This is a genomic window from Georgenia sp. G2120, from assembly GCF_055326485.1.
In genome coordinates, this window is record NZ_JBUZNL010000001.1 from 1 (window position 1) to 13,853 (window position 13,853).

The 13,853-nt window shown below is 70.9% G+C and carries 28 protein-coding genes and 1 tRNA gene; 28 read left to right on the forward strand and 1 reads right to left on the reverse strand.

Annotated features, from left to right (window positions below):
• Positions 1-214: 214 nt before the first annotated feature.
• A complete protein-coding gene (locus ACZLMO_RS00005; RefSeq protein WP_463652485.1) occupies positions 215-1,768 on the forward strand; it encodes an SLC13 family permease in 1,554 nt (517 codons plus the stop codon).
• Positions 1,769-1,873: 105 nt separating this feature from the next.
• Positions 1,874-1,946: transfer RNA gene (locus ACZLMO_RS00010), tRNA-Arg, on the forward strand.
• On the opposite strand, the gene ACZLMO_RS00015 is transcribed toward ACZLMO_RS00010, so the two are convergent.
• Positions 1,912-2,232: a helix-turn-helix domain-containing protein gene (locus ACZLMO_RS00015; RefSeq protein WP_463652486.1), complete on the reverse strand. Its 321-nt coding sequence runs from the start codon at positions 2,230-2,232 to the stop codon at positions 1,912-1,914. The two genes, ACZLMO_RS00010 and ACZLMO_RS00015, sit on opposite strands and share 35 nt — an antisense overlap.
• Positions 2,233-2,363: 131 nt before the next feature.
• Between ACZLMO_RS00015 and ACZLMO_RS00020 the strand changes: the two genes are divergently transcribed.
• The 26 genes from ACZLMO_RS00020 to ACZLMO_RS00145 all read left to right on the forward strand — a co-directional run bounded on the left by ACZLMO_RS00020 (position 2,364) and on the right by ACZLMO_RS00145 (position 13,586).
• On the forward strand, positions 2,364-2,597 hold the full coding sequence (locus ACZLMO_RS00020) for a MerR family transcriptional regulator (protein WP_463652487.1): 234 nt from the start codon (positions 2,364-2,366) through the stop codon (positions 2,595-2,597).
• Complete coding sequence (locus ACZLMO_RS00025) at positions 2,594-2,818, forward strand: hypothetical protein (protein WP_463652488.1); 225 nt, start codon at positions 2,594-2,596, stop codon at positions 2,816-2,818. The genes ACZLMO_RS00020 and ACZLMO_RS00025 overlap by 4 nt, the downstream gene beginning before the upstream one ends.
• Positions 2,819-2,927: 109 nt before the next feature.
• Positions 2,928-3,170, forward strand: coding sequence for a hypothetical protein (locus tag ACZLMO_RS00030; RefSeq protein WP_463652489.1), 243 nt, complete (start codon positions 2,928-2,930; stop codon positions 3,168-3,170).
• A gap of 207 nt (positions 3,171-3,377) precedes the next feature.
• Positions 3,378-3,656: a hypothetical protein gene (locus ACZLMO_RS00035; protein ID WP_463652490.1), complete on the forward strand. Its 279-nt coding sequence runs from the start codon at positions 3,378-3,380 to the stop codon at positions 3,654-3,656.
• Positions 3,653-4,024, forward strand: coding sequence for a hypothetical protein (locus tag ACZLMO_RS00040; RefSeq protein ID WP_463652491.1), 372 nt, complete (start codon positions 3,653-3,655; stop codon positions 4,022-4,024). The genes ACZLMO_RS00035 and ACZLMO_RS00040 overlap by 4 nt, the downstream gene beginning before the upstream one ends.
• Positions 4,024-4,347: a hypothetical protein gene (locus ACZLMO_RS00045; RefSeq protein ID WP_463652492.1), complete on the forward strand. Its 324-nt coding sequence runs from the start codon at positions 4,024-4,026 to the stop codon at positions 4,345-4,347. The genes ACZLMO_RS00040 and ACZLMO_RS00045 overlap by 1 nt, the downstream gene beginning before the upstream one ends.
• The gene (locus tag ACZLMO_RS00050) at positions 4,344-4,778 is read left to right on the forward strand and encodes a hypothetical protein (RefSeq protein ID WP_463652493.1); all 435 of its coding nucleotides are present in this window, start codon (positions 4,344-4,346) and stop codon (positions 4,776-4,778) included. Before ACZLMO_RS00045 ends, ACZLMO_RS00050 begins: the two co-directional genes overlap by 4 nt.
• On the forward strand, positions 4,775-5,164 hold the full coding sequence (locus ACZLMO_RS00055; protein WP_463652494.1) for a hypothetical protein: 390 nt from the start codon (positions 4,775-4,777) through the stop codon (positions 5,162-5,164). Before ACZLMO_RS00050 ends, ACZLMO_RS00055 begins: the two co-directional genes overlap by 4 nt.
• Positions 5,165-5,167: 3 nt before the next feature.
• Positions 5,168-5,563 (forward strand): hypothetical protein, encoded by a 396-nt coding sequence (locus ACZLMO_RS00060; protein ID WP_463652495.1) that lies wholly within the window; start codon positions 5,168-5,170, stop codon positions 5,561-5,563.
• Positions 5,560-6,330 carry a hypothetical protein gene (locus ACZLMO_RS00065; protein ID WP_463652496.1) on the forward strand — a complete coding sequence of 257 codons (771 nt, stop codon included), beginning with the start codon at positions 5,560-5,562 and terminating at the stop codon, positions 6,328-6,330. Before ACZLMO_RS00060 ends, ACZLMO_RS00065 begins: the two co-directional genes overlap by 4 nt.
• Positions 6,331-6,340: 10 nt before the next feature.
• Positions 6,341-6,526, forward strand: coding sequence for a hypothetical protein (locus ACZLMO_RS00070; RefSeq protein ID WP_463652497.1), 186 nt, complete (start codon positions 6,341-6,343; stop codon positions 6,524-6,526).
• Positions 6,523-6,801 carry a WhiB family transcriptional regulator gene (locus ACZLMO_RS00075; RefSeq protein WP_463652498.1) on the forward strand — a complete coding sequence of 93 codons (279 nt, stop codon included), beginning with the start codon at positions 6,523-6,525 and terminating at the stop codon, positions 6,799-6,801. Before ACZLMO_RS00070 ends, ACZLMO_RS00075 begins: the two co-directional genes overlap by 4 nt.
• Complete coding sequence (locus tag ACZLMO_RS00080) at positions 6,798-7,112, forward strand: hypothetical protein (protein ID WP_463652499.1); 315 nt, start codon at positions 6,798-6,800, stop codon at positions 7,110-7,112. Before ACZLMO_RS00075 ends, ACZLMO_RS00080 begins: the two co-directional genes overlap by 4 nt.
• Entirely contained in the window at positions 7,109-7,618 is a 510-nt protein-coding gene (locus tag ACZLMO_RS00085; protein WP_463652500.1) for a hypothetical protein, read from the forward strand. The genes ACZLMO_RS00080 and ACZLMO_RS00085 overlap by 4 nt, the downstream gene beginning before the upstream one ends.
• Positions 7,615-7,863 carry a hypothetical protein gene (locus ACZLMO_RS00090; RefSeq protein ID WP_463652501.1) on the forward strand — a complete coding sequence of 83 codons (249 nt, stop codon included), beginning with the start codon at positions 7,615-7,617 and terminating at the stop codon, positions 7,861-7,863. Before ACZLMO_RS00085 ends, ACZLMO_RS00090 begins: the two co-directional genes overlap by 4 nt.
• A complete protein-coding gene (locus tag ACZLMO_RS00095; RefSeq protein WP_463652502.1) occupies positions 7,860-8,225 on the forward strand; it encodes a hypothetical protein in 366 nt (121 codons plus the stop codon). The genes ACZLMO_RS00090 and ACZLMO_RS00095 overlap by 4 nt, the downstream gene beginning before the upstream one ends.
• Positions 8,222-8,626: a RusA family crossover junction endodeoxyribonuclease gene (locus tag ACZLMO_RS00100; RefSeq protein WP_463652503.1), complete on the forward strand. Its 405-nt coding sequence runs from the start codon at positions 8,222-8,224 to the stop codon at positions 8,624-8,626. Before ACZLMO_RS00095 ends, ACZLMO_RS00100 begins: the two co-directional genes overlap by 4 nt.
• Before the next feature lies 1 nt (position 8,627).
• Entirely contained in the window at positions 8,628-9,350 is a 723-nt protein-coding gene (locus ACZLMO_RS00105; protein ID WP_463652504.1) for a hypothetical protein, read from the forward strand.
• Between the two features lie 184 nt (positions 9,351-9,534).
• On the forward strand, positions 9,535-9,684 hold the full coding sequence (locus tag ACZLMO_RS00110) for a hypothetical protein (RefSeq protein ID WP_463652505.1): 150 nt from the start codon (positions 9,535-9,537) through the stop codon (positions 9,682-9,684).
• Positions 9,677-9,991, forward strand: coding sequence for a hypothetical protein (locus ACZLMO_RS00115; protein WP_463652506.1), 315 nt, complete (start codon positions 9,677-9,679; stop codon positions 9,989-9,991). Before ACZLMO_RS00110 ends, ACZLMO_RS00115 begins: the two co-directional genes overlap by 8 nt.
• Positions 9,992-10,493: 502 nt before the next feature.
• The gene (locus tag ACZLMO_RS00120) at positions 10,494-11,510 is read left to right on the forward strand and encodes an HNH endonuclease (RefSeq protein WP_463652507.1); all 1,017 of its coding nucleotides are present in this window, start codon (positions 10,494-10,496) and stop codon (positions 11,508-11,510) included.
• Positions 11,511-11,656: 146 nt separating this feature from the next.
• The gene (locus ACZLMO_RS00125; protein WP_463652508.1) at positions 11,657-12,526 is read left to right on the forward strand and encodes a hypothetical protein; all 870 of its coding nucleotides are present in this window, start codon (positions 11,657-11,659) and stop codon (positions 12,524-12,526) included.
• 48 nt (positions 12,527-12,574) lie between these two features.
• On the forward strand, positions 12,575-12,775 hold the full coding sequence (locus ACZLMO_RS00130) for a hypothetical protein (RefSeq protein WP_463652509.1): 201 nt from the start codon (positions 12,575-12,577) through the stop codon (positions 12,773-12,775).
• Positions 12,772-13,026, forward strand: a complete 255-nt coding sequence (locus ACZLMO_RS00135; RefSeq protein ID WP_463652510.1) for a hypothetical protein — start codon at positions 12,772-12,774, stop codon at positions 13,024-13,026. Before ACZLMO_RS00130 ends, ACZLMO_RS00135 begins: the two co-directional genes overlap by 4 nt.
• A complete protein-coding gene (locus tag ACZLMO_RS00140) occupies positions 13,023-13,202 on the forward strand; it encodes a hypothetical protein (protein ID WP_463652511.1) in 180 nt (59 codons plus the stop codon). Before ACZLMO_RS00135 ends, ACZLMO_RS00140 begins: the two co-directional genes overlap by 4 nt.
• A gap of 147 nt (positions 13,203-13,349) precedes the next feature.
• Positions 13,350-13,586 (forward strand): HNH endonuclease, encoded by a 237-nt coding sequence (locus ACZLMO_RS00145; RefSeq protein WP_463652512.1) that lies wholly within the window; start codon positions 13,350-13,352, stop codon positions 13,584-13,586.
• Positions 13,587-13,853 lie beyond the last annotated feature (267 nt).

The following is a 13,853-nucleotide window of genomic DNA, read 5'->3' on the forward strand; positions in this document are numbered from 1 at the left end:
CCTCTTCCCCCCCCCCCCCCCTCCCCCCCCTCCCCCCCCCCCCCCCCCCCTCCCCCCCCCCCCCCCCCCCCCCCCACCGCTGTCCCGACGTGCTCATGTGCGCGACATCGGATGTGACCGCTGATACGTTGCGCCGTAACCGGAACCACGCAGCGGGGCGTGGTGGGGGACGGTTCCCACCGACTGCCGCCTGCGACGACGCAAGGAGCAGTCGATGTCGACCCCCGAGATCAAGGAGAGCACGTCGCGCGCGGCAGGTCTCGACGACCTCCCCGCCGACCCGAGGACCCGCAACAGGCGCTGGATCGGGCTCACGCTCGGCGTGGTCCTCGCCGTCATCATCTACTTCATCTTCCCCAAGGACCTCTCGCCGGAGCTCGTCGAGAGCCTGGCCGGCAAGGAGATCGAGGCGTCCGGCCACCACATCGCTCTCACCGCGGCGATCGCCGTGCTCATGGGCGTGTGGTGGATGACGGAGGCCATCCCGCTCGCGGCCACGGCGCTCGTGCCGCTCGTCGCGTTCCCCGGACTCGGCGTCGTCGGAGTCTCCGACGCCGCCTCGCCGTACGCCTCGGGCACGATCTTCCTCTTCCTCGGCGGGTTCTTCCTCGCCCTGACCATGCAGCGCTGGAACCTCCACCGCCGCATCGCGCTCGCGGTGGTCCTCGCCGTCGGCACCAAGCCCAAGCAGCTGGTGCTCGGCTTCATGGTCGCCACCGGGTTCCTCACGATGTGGGTGTCGAACACCGCCACCGCCGTGATGATGCTGCCGATCGGCCTGTCCGTCCTCGCGCTCGTCGGCACGCTGCGGGGCGACGACACCAAGCGGTCGAACTTCGGCACGGCGCTCATGCTCGGCATCGCCTACTCGTCGTCGATCATGAGCCTGTCCACGCTCATCGGCACGCCGCCCAACGCCCTGCTGCGCGCCAACCTCGCCGACAACTACGACATCAACCTCAACTTCGGCACGTGGATGCTGTTCGCCACCCCGCTCGCGATCGTGTTCACGCTCATCTGCTGGTGGCTGCTCGTCAACGTCTTCTACAAGCCGGAGATGAAGGAGATCCCCGGCGGGCGTGGGGTCATCCAGGAGGAGTACCGCAAGCTCGGCCCGATGTCCCGGCAGGAGATCCTCACGCTCATCATCTTCGTCGGTGTCGCCCTGGCGTGGGTCACGGTGCCGCTCATCTGGGAGGAGTCGAACTTCTCCGACGAGGTCATCGCCATGATCCTCGCGCTCGTGCTGTTCATCGTCCCGGCCGACGTCAACAAGGGCGTGCAGCTGCTCGACTGGGACACCGCGAAGGAGGTCCCGTGGGACGTCCTGCTCCTGTTCGGCGGCGGCCTGTCCCTGTCCGCGATGTTCACCGCCACCGGCCTGTCGGACTGGATCGGCGAGGCCGCCGGCGGGCTGGCGGGTGCCCCGGTGATCCTCATCGTCGCCGCCGTGACGGCCCTGGTCATCTTCCTCACCGAGATGACCTCGAACACCGCCACCGCCGCCGCGTTCCTGCCGATCATGGGCGGCGTCGCCACCGGTATGGACGTCGACGTCATGCTGCTCATGGTCCCGGTGGCGCTCGCCGCCACCTGCGCGTTCATGCTGCCGGTCGCCACCCCGCCGAACGCCATCGCGTACGGCTCGGGGTACATCAAGATCTCGGAGATGGTGAAGGCGGGGCTCTGGCTCAACATCATCGGCATCGCCCTCATCACCCTCACGGTGATGACGCTGGGCCAGTGGGTCCTCGGCATCGCGATGTAGCTCCGTGGCCCCCGGCCTCCCTCGCCCGCCCGTGAGCACACTCACGCAGGTGGGGGAGGCCAGGGGGTCGGGGCCGTTGTAACCTGGTCCCTGCCCTCGAGGCGTGCGCCCGTAGCTCAATGGATAGAGCATCTGACTACGGATCAGAAGGTTGGGGGTTCGAGTCCCTTCGGGCGCGCAGGTGCCCCGGCCGCGTATGCGGCCGGGGCATTTCCTGTGTCTGGGCCCGGCATGCACAGCGCCCATGGCGTGGTGCCGAGCACCGAGGCGACGATCTCGAGGTCCTCGAGCTGCCACTGACGCGCGCCGGTCCAGCGCCGGCTGACGGTCGAGGTCGACCACCCGAGTCGGCGCGCGAGGTCGCTCTGCGTGAGGCCGCGGCGCGCGGCTTCTGCGCGGACGTTCGCGGCGACGAGATTCACGAAGTCGTCAGCGCTGAATGAGTGCGCGAGCTGTGCTGTCATGCTGCTAAGTCTACCGAAACGGCAAGAAAAGCGCTAGGTCGGCAAGGGTGCTCGCGAAACGTCGGGCGTGTCGTTTGACAGGGTTGCCAAAAAGGCAGAACCTAGAACGCATGAGCAACCACGATGCTGCGGTGGCAGCCGAGGTCCGCGCCGAAGCGGCCCGACGCCTCGCCACCAGCGCCGAGCTGGCCGAAGTCGTCGGCGTCTCCACCCGAACGATCCGGGACCGAATCGGTGGCCGAAGCGCCTGGAAGGTCGACGAACTCCACCTGCTCGCGGAGCACTGGAACGTGCCCGTCGCGATGTTCGTCGACTTCAACCCGCCCGCGGCACTCGCTGACCAGCCCGCGAAGGCGGGTGCGTGATGGGTTCCGAGTTCAAGGCCGAGGTCGCTGCGACGGCTCGCCGCAAGAACCTCCAGGCCGCGCAGAACCTGCTTCGCGAGGCTGACCAGCTGCTCGGGAGCGCGCTCCGGCTCGGCTACCCGGTCGACCGGCCGATGAGCCGCTCCGCTACTTCGCTCGCGTACCGCGCCGCCATGCGCGGTCTGGACCTGCTCGACGTCGACGACCCCGCCGACACCTGAACCACTCCGGGGCGCTCGCCGTCCCGGGATCTCTGACCGCTGACAGAGCAGCGCCCCCGCCACTGACCGTCCAAGCCCGGCGGGGGCACCAACCGAGACGAGGGTATCCGTGACTGACTTCGAGATCGAACTTCATCGCCGCCGGCTGGTGGCCGACGTCGCCGCCGCGGCCGACTACTGGTACCGGGTGCGTGCCAGGACGACGTCCCCCGTGCACTTCATGGAGGTCTACCGGGCGGAGCTCGCGATGAAGCGGGTGCTCGAGCGGGCGTTCCGTGCGGGCGTGTCGCTGCGTGCGGTCGCGTCGGCCGCGGGCCTGCCGGCGATCGAGCTCGAGGCGGTGCCAGCGTGAGCCGCCACGACGACGACGGACCCTGGATCGGGTGGGGGCTGCTGTGCCTCGCAGCGATCACGCTCGCCGGCGTTCTGCTGTTCGGAGCGCCACGGTGAGCCCGGACCGCGCGGTCGCGCTCGTCCTCGTGCTGCTGTTCATCGTCGTGCCGTTCGCCTGCGCGGTGGTCGCGTCGGTGCGGTACGGCCGGCGGAGTGGGGGCCGGCGGTGATGCCGCACACGGTGATCGAGATCGAGCCGGGCTACCTGCTGTCGTTCGACTCCGAGGACGGGGACCTCTACGTCCGCGACGTACTCGGGATGGACGTCGGGATCGCGATCCGCGTGCCCGCCGGAGCGGAGTCCATCACGGTGCTGCTCCCGCTGCTGCGGGACCTTTCCGTGCACCTCGGTGCGCTCGGAGTCGACGTGGTCCACGAGGTCAGCGAGGCGCTCGTTGTCGAGCTCGGGCAGGACGACGACGAGGTCGAGGAGGCGTCGTCGTGACGGTGATTCTCGGGGGAGCCCGGTGGGCGGACGCGGCAGCGAGGTGGGTGTCCGCGCTCGAGCGGGACGTGCTGGTCCCGATCCGCGGTGAGCGCTCCACGGTGTGGGTCCTGATCGGTACCGCGACCCGCTCCGGCGACGACGGTCCGTGGGCGTGGGAGGCGCTGACAATGCTGCACGCGGGTGAGTACCCGTCGGGCACGGCGGCGTCGCTCGAGGACGCGATGGCGGCTGTCGTGGCCGCGTGGCGTGAGGCCGAGCGCGTGCAGGCCGCTCGCGACCGCTTGGCGGCCGGGCTGGCCGAGGGTCTGCCGTCGGGGCCGTCGGGGCCGTCGGGGCGTCGTCGTGGGCTGCGGGTGGTGTCGTGATGGCCGGGGGTGCGGTGTCGCGGGTGGTGCTCGAGCATGGGCCGGAGACGAGCGGCTTCGACCACTGGCAGGGCCGTGTCCGGTGCCGGTGCGCACGGGTGGTGTTCGACGAGCCGGAGGACCTGGTCCGACACATCGCGGCCGTGACGCTCGAGGCCGTCGCGCCTGGCGTGGTCGGTGCGGTCGGTGAGGCGTGGGACGAGGGGAACGCGACCGGTCTTGATGGGATGGCCGGTGCGTGGCTCGAGGTGGGTGACGTCGACGACGAGGCGGTCGACTCGCGTGCGGCGGTCGTGGATGCGGTCTCGGAGCTGCTGCGGTGAGCGGCGACGTGCTGGCCGCCGCGGCGGCGAAGGTCGAGGGCCAGGAGCGGTCGGTCGCTGGCCGGGCCGAGGAGCGGGCACGGTTCATGCGGCTGGTCTCCGAGGTCTCGCCCGGGACGCGGGTGTCGGTGAACCGGCTACGCGACGAGCTCGACGAGGCCGAGATCCCCGCCTCGATGCGGGGTGGACTGTTCGTGGCGGCAGTGAGGGCCGGCCTGCTCGAGCCGGTGGTCATGCAGGATCCGTTCGGTGGCGTGATCGAGGTCCGGGAGAAGTCGACCGGCGCGAGCGCGCACCAGGCCACGGTCCGCGTCTACCGCCGCACCCGCGCTGGCCTGATCAGCGGCGGCCACGCACAGCCCGCCGACCCGTCCGCGCCTTCGCCATCTCCGGTCATCGGACCCGACGCTGAGGACGTGCCGCTGTGGTGACCGCCGACGACCTGCGGACCCTGAGGGCGGCAGGGATGACCACGACGCTCGCCCGCCGGGCCGAGCCCTGCGAGAACGCCTGCGGCCGCCTCGTGCTGCGCGTGATGTTCATGCCGGACCTGACGACCGCGGGCCCTGGTGCTCGCCGGTCGCGGATCGAGCTCGAGGCGATGCCGGCGGCTGAGGACGACTCGTCGGCGCAGTACGCGGTGAGTCGGCTCGACGGGCTCGCTCGGTCGATCACGTCGGGACGGCCGTTTGATTCCCGGGACGAGACCCGACACCACCACCACAACTACCTGTGCACCGCGCGCGCGGCGCATCTGCCGCCGGGTGTTCCGAGCGGCCGTGACTACGCGGCGGGCGAGTCCCGCGAGGAGGAGTAGGCGATGAAGACACCACCTGCAGGCTCGGACCTCGATGGGTTCCGGGACGCCTTCGAGCTGACGTTCTCCACGGGTGCGGTCACCGTGAGGTGCACCTTCTGCGGGGCGTGGAGCGTGCACCCCGGGCTCGAGGAAGCGGAGCGGGAGCTCGGTGCGCGTGCCAGGGGCGGGTGCCGGCGGTGCAGCCTCGGCGTCCCTCGGCCCGTGCTCTCACACGTGGCCCTGAAGGGCGTGAACGAGCTCATCGCCGAGGGCCCGCACCTGCACTTCGAGGCGCCGGTGCCCGTCGAGCCCACCCGCCGGTCCGCGCGCGCCGAGCTCGTCGGCCTCGTCGCCGTGGGCGTCGTGATCGCCGGGGCGTCCGGTCTCGTGCACCTCGTGCGGAGGTGGCTGCGATGACCCGGTTCACCGTGCCGCGCGGCCAGCTCCGCGCGCTGCTCACCTCCCTGCAGCCGCTCGCCGGCCGCGCCACCGACGACACCCCCGACCTCGGACGCATCCGGTTCCAGCCCGACGAGAAGTACCTGTACGCATGGACCACGGACTTCGCCGTCGAGGCGATGTCCAGCGTCGACGTCCTCGACCACCTCGATGGCGAGCTCGACACCTTCGACCTCGGCGTCGCCGAGGTCAAGGTCGTGCTCGGCGTCCTGCGCCGCCCGCCGGGCAAGGACATGGCCGCCGCGTGGGACAAGGCGCCTGTCGAGCTCAGCGTCTTCGACCCGCCCGCCCACGTCGACGGGGGCGCTCGCCGGCTGCGGGTCGCTGAGGTCGACACCCTGTTCTGGTCGCGTGAGGTCGTGGTCCCGCTGGCCGAGCCGACGCATGTGGTGAAGGGCAAGGATGTGTATCCGGACGTGCGGGGCAACCTGCGTGAGGTCGTCGCGGCGGCCTTCTACGGCGAGGACGCCGGCGGTGACCTGTACGCGCACACGGACGCGCTGTCGGTACTGACGAAGTCGGCTGCCTGCTGGGGCACCCGGGTGCGGCTCGTGCCCGTGCTCGGACAGCTGCTCGCCTCCGTGGGCGGCCGGTTCACGGCCGTGGCCCACCAGGGTGCGCTCCACGTCGAGGAGAGCGACGTCCAGCCCGTCTCTGCCGACCACCACCTGACGGCCGATCGGGAGGACGACGACCTGCTCGCCGCCTCCGGGGTCACGGGGTAGGTGCCGGGTGATGACGATGTGCACGTTCTGCCGCGAGCTGCGGGTCACGGTCGAGGTCCGGCACGGCGCCGAGCTCGTGCTGATGTGCCTGGACTGCTCCGAGCTGTCGCTGAGTCGATCCGGTCGGGCCCGGGTGCGGTGCCAGTTCGCCGCGCTCGACGTCCTCGTCGACGACCCGTGGCTGGTGCTCGCATGAGCGCCCCGACGCCCCGCCCGATGCCGGCCGACTCCGACTGGCGGACCCGAGCTGCGTGCAGCGACGCCGACCCGGAGGTGTTCTTCCCGGACGGGGGCGACGCGTCCGGCCAGGCGCTCGCGCTCGCGATCTGCCAGGAGTGCCCGGTGGTGGAGGCGTGCCTGCGGGACGCGCTGGCTTCTCCGCCGGCGGTGGACCGGTTCGGAATCCGGGGCGGCATGACCCCATGGGAACGGCGCCAGCTGCGCCGGCAGGCCGCGGAGGTGTCGGCATGACGGACCTTCTCGACGCGCTGACCCACATGACGCGCACCGACGACGCTCCCCGTGACGGCGACAAGGGCGGCTGGCCCGCCCGCTGGTACGACCCGTTCACCGGTGAGCTGCACCTGCCCACCGACCCTGTCGACCGCGCCGCGGGCGCCGAGTACGAGCGGCCGGCGTGCTGCCGCTACTGCCGGGGCGAGGGCGACGTCGCTGCGATGCGCCGTGTCGGCCGTGCCGGGCACGGCCACTCGGGCCCGTGGCCCCGCCGGTTCGGGCAGTGCGCCCGGCAGGCGTTCCCGGACGGCGGTGAGCGGGCATGAGCACTCTGCAGCTGGACCTGTTCGGCGAGATCCTCGCCGACGAGCAGCGCCGGCATCGGGACGCGCTGGCGTGTCTTGCCGACGTCCACCCGGATGCGCTCGAGGTCCTGATCGGTACCCGCCGGCCGGACCGGGGCGAGATCAAGATCGGGAAGTCTGGGCGGTGGGCGTACTCGGTCCGCAAGGACGGGTTCTACTTCGAGGACGTGGCCACGTGGGGCGGTTGGTACTCGCGGCCCACCGGGATGGTGACCTGGCCCGAGCTCGACACGCTCACTGCCGGCGACGAGCGCATCGAGCAGGTCCGGGCGTGGTCGGAGTCGCTGACCGCTGTCGACGCCTGGCGTGACCGGGGTCGGCCGTTCGAGCTGTGGCCCGACCCGGAGGGCTGGCACCCGTCGTGGATCGAGGGTGACCACGACCGGCCCGGCTGGGCCGAGCGTCTGGCCGCCTGGCAGACCACGATCTCGATCCTTCACGACGCCCGAGACCGGGCGATCGCATGACCGCCGACGACATGCTCGACGTCGCCGCCAAGGCGTGGTTCGACCGCGGCCAGGCGACGCGCCTCGACCACGGCCGACTGCGTGGCGACGGGCAGCCCTGGCAGTGGGAGGACCTCACCGACCATGACCGCCACACCTACCGGGCGCTCATGGACCCCGTCGTCGGCGCCGTCCGCGCCCACCTCGCGGTGACCGCCGACGACCTCGGAACCCCGTCCATGCTTGACCTGCTGGAGGACGCATGAGCCCGATCCGGCCGGAGAACCGGCACCGATACGGAGACGACTGGCCCGTGTTCTCCGTGTCCATCCGCTTCGGCCGTGCCGCCGGACGCTGTGAATGCGAGGGCGAATGCGGTCGCGGCACCCACGAGGGCCGCTGCCCCAACGAGCACGACCGTCCCGCCTACGGCACCGGGTCGCGGGTGGTGCTCACCGTCGCCCACCTCTGCCACACACCGGAGTGTCGGGATCACGTCAGGGCCATGTGCCAGGGCTGCCACCTGCACCACGACCGCGACCATCACGCCGAGACCCGGGCGAGGGCGCGCCACGAAGCCGCCGTTGCGGCCGGCCAGACGACGATCGAATTCGGGGCGAAGTTATGAGGGCCCGGCCGACGATCACCGTCGAGGTCCCTACCGCGTGGGTGCTGACTTCGAACCACCGCCCCCACTGGTCCGACAAGAACCGACGGACCGGCTGGATCCGGCAGTTGGGGGCGCTCGCCGCCCGGCAGAGCGGTCTTCGGGATCAGCCGCCGTCGCTGCTGATGCTCACGATCCACCGGCCGAGGGGCGGGCGCCTGCGGGACCCGGACAACTTGCAGCCGACGTGGAAGCCGATCGTCGATGGGTTCGTGGATGCCGGCGTGTGGCCGGACGACTCCCACGCGTGGGTGCGTGGCCCGCTGCCCGAGCTCGCGTCTCGCAACCGCACGACCTCGACCCTCTACCTGCTCGAGTTCCGGCTCGACCCGATGCCCGACACCACCGAGAAGGAGATCTGACATGGGACCTGACGAGACCATCGATTCGACGACGCTGGCCACGCCGGCTGACCGCATCCGTCATGCGTGGCGCGAGTCCGCCGGCGGGCCGAACGTCGACGGCATCGTGTCCGACGACGTGCTCGACGCGATGGCCGGCATCGCGTCGCAGGTGCTCGCCCCGGACCTGCCTGAGGAACGGCCGCTCAAGGTGGGCGACCGCGTGCGGATTACCGCGATGCCCAGCATGCCGGCGTTCGTGGGCAAGAAAGGAACGGTGGAGCAGGTCGTTGGTCGGGTGGCTTGGGTGCGTACCAGTGACGGTCCCTTCCCTTACCAGGTCCACGTCGATGACCTCGAGCGCATCGACATGGGGGTGGCGGTCGTGAGCGCCGCCGCGATGGGCAGCCGGAGCTGGCCGCGGAATGTGATCGAGCTGCTCGACTATCCCGGGTCCGAGCTGGCGCACAAGACCGTCGAGGTCCGTGTCGACGGGGTGCTCGTGCGGTGCCGGCGCGTCGTGTTCGGCCCGATTGACGACACTACGCACGCGCCGGTGACGGTCGTGACGCTCACGGTCCCGCCGGGCTTCGTCGACGTCGCCCCATCCGGGAAGTCGGTCCAGCTCTGCGGGACGCCCGTGCTCGTGCAGCGCGACGGCATCCGTGAGACCGACGACGGCGAGGTCGAGATCGACCTGCTCCCCACCGAGGTCCACTTCACGCGCAGAGGGGCAGGGCTGTGATCGAGCGTGCACCGAAGCGGCCGGCTCGTCTCGGCACCAACTCACGATCGACACGCGCCCGCCGGGTCGGCCGGGCAATCGGCGCTCTCATCGTCGTCGTCTTGGCCGTCGGGGCGCTCGCGGCTCTGGTCGCGGTGGTCGGGCTCATCGTTCGACCGGCCGCATGGGCATGGGGGTGGTGACCGTGGCGGAGCAGTTGACGGTGTATGAGGTCGGCGAACGGTTCGTGACCGTCTCGGCCGACGGCTACGCCCGGGTCTATGAGGTGGCGGCCGACGGCTGCGCCTACGTGCGTGGGTTTATGCCGGACGCCAAGGCGGCGCCCCGTGGCTGACCTCGTACCCGCCGAAGACATCGAGCGGATCGTGGGCGCTCGCCGGCACCGGCAGGCGCACATCGGCCGTGCGGTGTCGGCCGAGCAGGTCGTCTACGTCCTGCACTCGCAGCGGTGCCGGGACTCGGGCATCGACCTGCGCGACTGCGACTACTCGCAGGCCCTCGACCGAGGGATCGTCCGGCCGACCCCGTACTGGTGGTGGCAGCGCGCCCAGGACCGCCCTGTCCGCCTGCAGATCCTCGACGGATGGCTGATGCCCGACCTGCGTCGACTCGAGGACATCGCGGATGGGGATCAGTCGTGAGCCGCAGCAGGGACCGCCGCCACCGCGCGGACCGCCGTGAGCGCACGACCGCGGCACGAGTGGCGGCTGCGGTTCGCCGAATCGGCGGTTTCGAGCTCACGGACTGGCAGGTCGACTGGCTTTCTCGGCAGCCCCGCACATCGGCGCAGGACCGGATCGACGACCGGTCGTTCCGAGAGTTCCTCGAGACCCGGGTCGCTGGCACCCGCTATGTGGGTCGAGGTGGGTGACCCGTGGGCGTGCCGGTACTGCCGGCCACGCCGCTACTTCCCGGTCCCGAGCCTCGCCCGGGATCACGAGCTCCGAGACCACCCCGAGGAGGTGACACGAGATGACGACCAGGACCGATGACCGGCGGGCGCTCGCGGAGAGTGAGCGATGCCCGTCGTGTGACGCATGGCCGGACCCCAGGACTGGCAATTGCCGGTGCTTCAAGGGCTGACAACGACGAGAGGACGGGCTGGACCGCATGGGGTGGTTGAAGACCAGCGACAAGGCTGGCATGTTCCCGAAGCTGCTCGCCGCTGCCGGGCTTCCTGGCGCGGATGAGCGCACGGTGAACGAGCTCGCCGGGTTCGTGTTCCGGTGCGCTACGCAGGCCGCTGCACATGAGGGCGACTACACGGTCAACGTCGGCGAGGTCGCGATGTTCGGCGGGGCGCGGACGCGCGACCTGCTCGGGCTCGCGATCGCCGCCGGCCTGATGGTTGAGGTTGGCGCCGATGGCGGTTCGGCCGGGTATCGAATCGTCGAGGACCCGGAGTTCCTGCACATGCGGTCTCGCGAGGAGCTCGAGTGGGATCGGCAGCGCAAGCGCGACAACTCCAACCCGCGGCTCGGTGGACCCGTGCGGGCCAGAGATGGGGACCGGTGCCGGTACTGCCTGATCTCGGTCTACTGGTCGGGGCCACGGACTGGAAGGTCGGCGCACCTGGACCATGTGGTGCCCGGCCACGCGGCAACAGTGGAGACGCTCGTCGTCGCCTGCGACACGTGCAACACCTCGCGCCAGGCCAACCCGGCGTGGGACGAGCACGACCTCAAGCCGCCGCCGTCGCCCGACGAGCTCTACTACTCGCCCTCGACGATGAAGTACCTGAACCGTCATGGCTTCCATCACGCGGTGCGCGCTTACGAGCAGCGTCATGCAGCGCCGTCGAGCAGCGCAGAAGCAGCGCCCGTGCCCGCTGGGCACGAGGAGCGCTCTGCAGCGCCGACCGGCAGCGCGGACCCTGCGCCCGCGGTGAGCTCGGACTCGGGGACGGCCCCGAGTCCGGTGGGAGTCCGCCCACTAGTGGAGGACTCGAGCCCTCCGGAGTCTAGATTCCTCGGGACGGGTCGGGACGGGACGGGAACGGGTCTGGACGGGTCTGGCCTGGCCGGGTCCGGGTCGGGTCCGGGTCGGGCTCGGGACGGGACGGGCCTGGACGGGGAGCCGCCACCTGCGGGGGGTAGGCGCAGGCGTCGTCGTGGTGCTCGGGGTCGTGGCCGCTCTGCTGCTGGGGGTGGTGAGCAGTGACCGGGGTCGTGTGCTCGGCGCATGAGTGGGTGCCTGCCGGTGATGGCTGGGGGTGCGCAGCGTGCGGGGTGGAGTCTGCTGCGTGCCGGACATGCGTGGTTCGGCCGGGCTTCGATGGTGATCGGGGTCGGGCGACGGGCTCGGCGGTGCTGATCTGCGAGTCGTGTCTGCGCGGTGAGGAGCGGGTCCTCGACGAGCTGCGGGTGCATCTGTCGCGGGTGCCGTGGGACCGCAACGGGGAGCGGACACCGGTGCGGGCGATCGCCTACGACATGGGTCGGTCCCGTGGGGCGGCCGATCCGGTGCGGCTGCCGTTCGGGCTGGACCTGGTCACGGATGACGACTATCGGTCGGTGGCTGGGCAGCAGACGCGGGCGGGCCTTGAGTCGGTGCTCGAGGGGTGGGTGTCGTCGTGGCGGGAAGCGCTCGACCTCGCCGGCTCGTCGGGCGATGGGATCGACTTCCTGCGGGGCCGGCTGGTCTGGGCGGCGTCGACGCCGTCGGCCTCGAGCTGGTGGGTGTACCGGGAGGAGGTGCGGCAGCTGCGGTCGCGGGCTCGTGCTCTGGACCCGTTGACGCCGCTGCGGCTCGGGCCGAGGTGTCTGGACTGCGGTGGCCCGCTGGTGCGCCGGTGGGAGCAGGAGGGGCTCGGGGACGAGGTGTCGTGCGAGGTGTGTGGTCGGGAGTACACCGATGCGTCGTTCCGGCTGGCGGCGCTCGAGCGGCTGTCGACGGCGCCGGTGGAGCAGCCGGACACGCTCGTGACCGAGGTCGAGGCGCGGAAGTGCTTCCCGCATCTGTCGGAGGCCACGGTGCGGATGGCGATCTCGCGGGACCGGGCGCGGGCGATGAGGACCGACACCGGGCGCCGGCCGTACATGCGTCGGATTCCGGAGCGTGGTCGGCGTGACGGGTCGGCGGTGTATCGGCTCGGGGATATCGCGGCGGTGGTCTCGCCGGGTGCTGTGGGTCGGGCGATGGAGGAGGCGGAGCGAGGTGCCGGTGATCGATCGTGAGTGGGTGCGTGCTAGTGCACGTTGCCGAGATGAGTGGAGGATGACGCTATGAGCTCCAGCAACTACGACCGGGCGATGTGGGTGGTGACCGCGATCGCCGGCCTGGCCCTCCTCGGGGGGTTGGTGGCCGCGATCTGGGATGCGGTGTCGTGGGGGATCTACGGCCGGGTCGCGGTCACGGCTGTCATCGTGTGGTTGGTCGGGACGATCGCCGCGGCTGCCGTCTTCAATCGAAAGGATCGATCGTGAGCATTCCCGTGCAGGATTCGGATCTCGGTCGGTACGTCGTCGACCATGGCGGCGTGACCTATGCGTGGTGGTCGGCCACGTCGACGGACTATGAAATCAGCGACGGCATCGCCGAGCTCAACGTCAAGCCGAGAATCGATCGTCGGACGGTCACGCTCATCGGCGTGCGGTATCGGTCCGACCGAGGGTGGTGCGATGCGCACGACGTCACTCTCGTCGGGCCTTGCACGATCCGAGAGGTGCCGAGTTGAGCGAGGAGGCACTGACGCCGGCTGAGTACGCGGCCGCACTGCTGCATCCCGATCCGGAGGTGAGCGCCGCGGCGTGGGAGCACTTCTGGGCGCACGCTGACGTCTCGACGATTCATGCCGAGGGGATTACGGCAGGGACAATCTACGGCGAGCAGATCGAGCACGACACGCCGTGATGGCTAGCGCTTGTCGACGCGGGACGATTCGTGGTGTTACATGGTGCCCGGGCACAAGTGTCTCTAGATGTGGGATGCGTCGTGGTTGACGCGGGGTTCCACAATCCGCCGTGGTCGGGCCGGCGTCGAGCTGATGCCCTCCGTCGGGTGAAGGCTGCCGGCCGTGCTGCCGGCGCCCCGTGCGTGATCTGCGAGCAGCCGATCGACTACTCGCTCGAGTACCCGCACCCGGACTCGTGCTCGGTGCAGCACGTGAAGCCTCAGATCTCGCATCCGCATCTGCGGTGGGAGCCGTCGAACTGGTCTCCCGCGCACCTGAGCTGCAACAAGTCGGCTAGCGACGGCGAGGTCGTGGGGCTCGGGGTGGTGTCCGAGCAATGGTGAGACTCCGCTGGGGTGCGGGGGAGGAGAGCCCCGGGGGCTGTAGCGGCAGCCCCCGGGGTGTCTCCCCGGGGCCCCGGCTGGTTGCCCCCGGGGGGTACCGGGGCAAGGTCCCCGGGGGTGCCCGGGATGGGTCCCGAGGAGAGGTCCCGGGTGGTGCTGGCCGGGCTAGTCACCGGCCGGCTCCGCCTGATCCCGGGGTGCCGGGGGAGGTCGTGGCCGTGGAGGTCCTCGGGTGGGGTGTCCCCGTCCGGGTCGACGAGGTCCCCG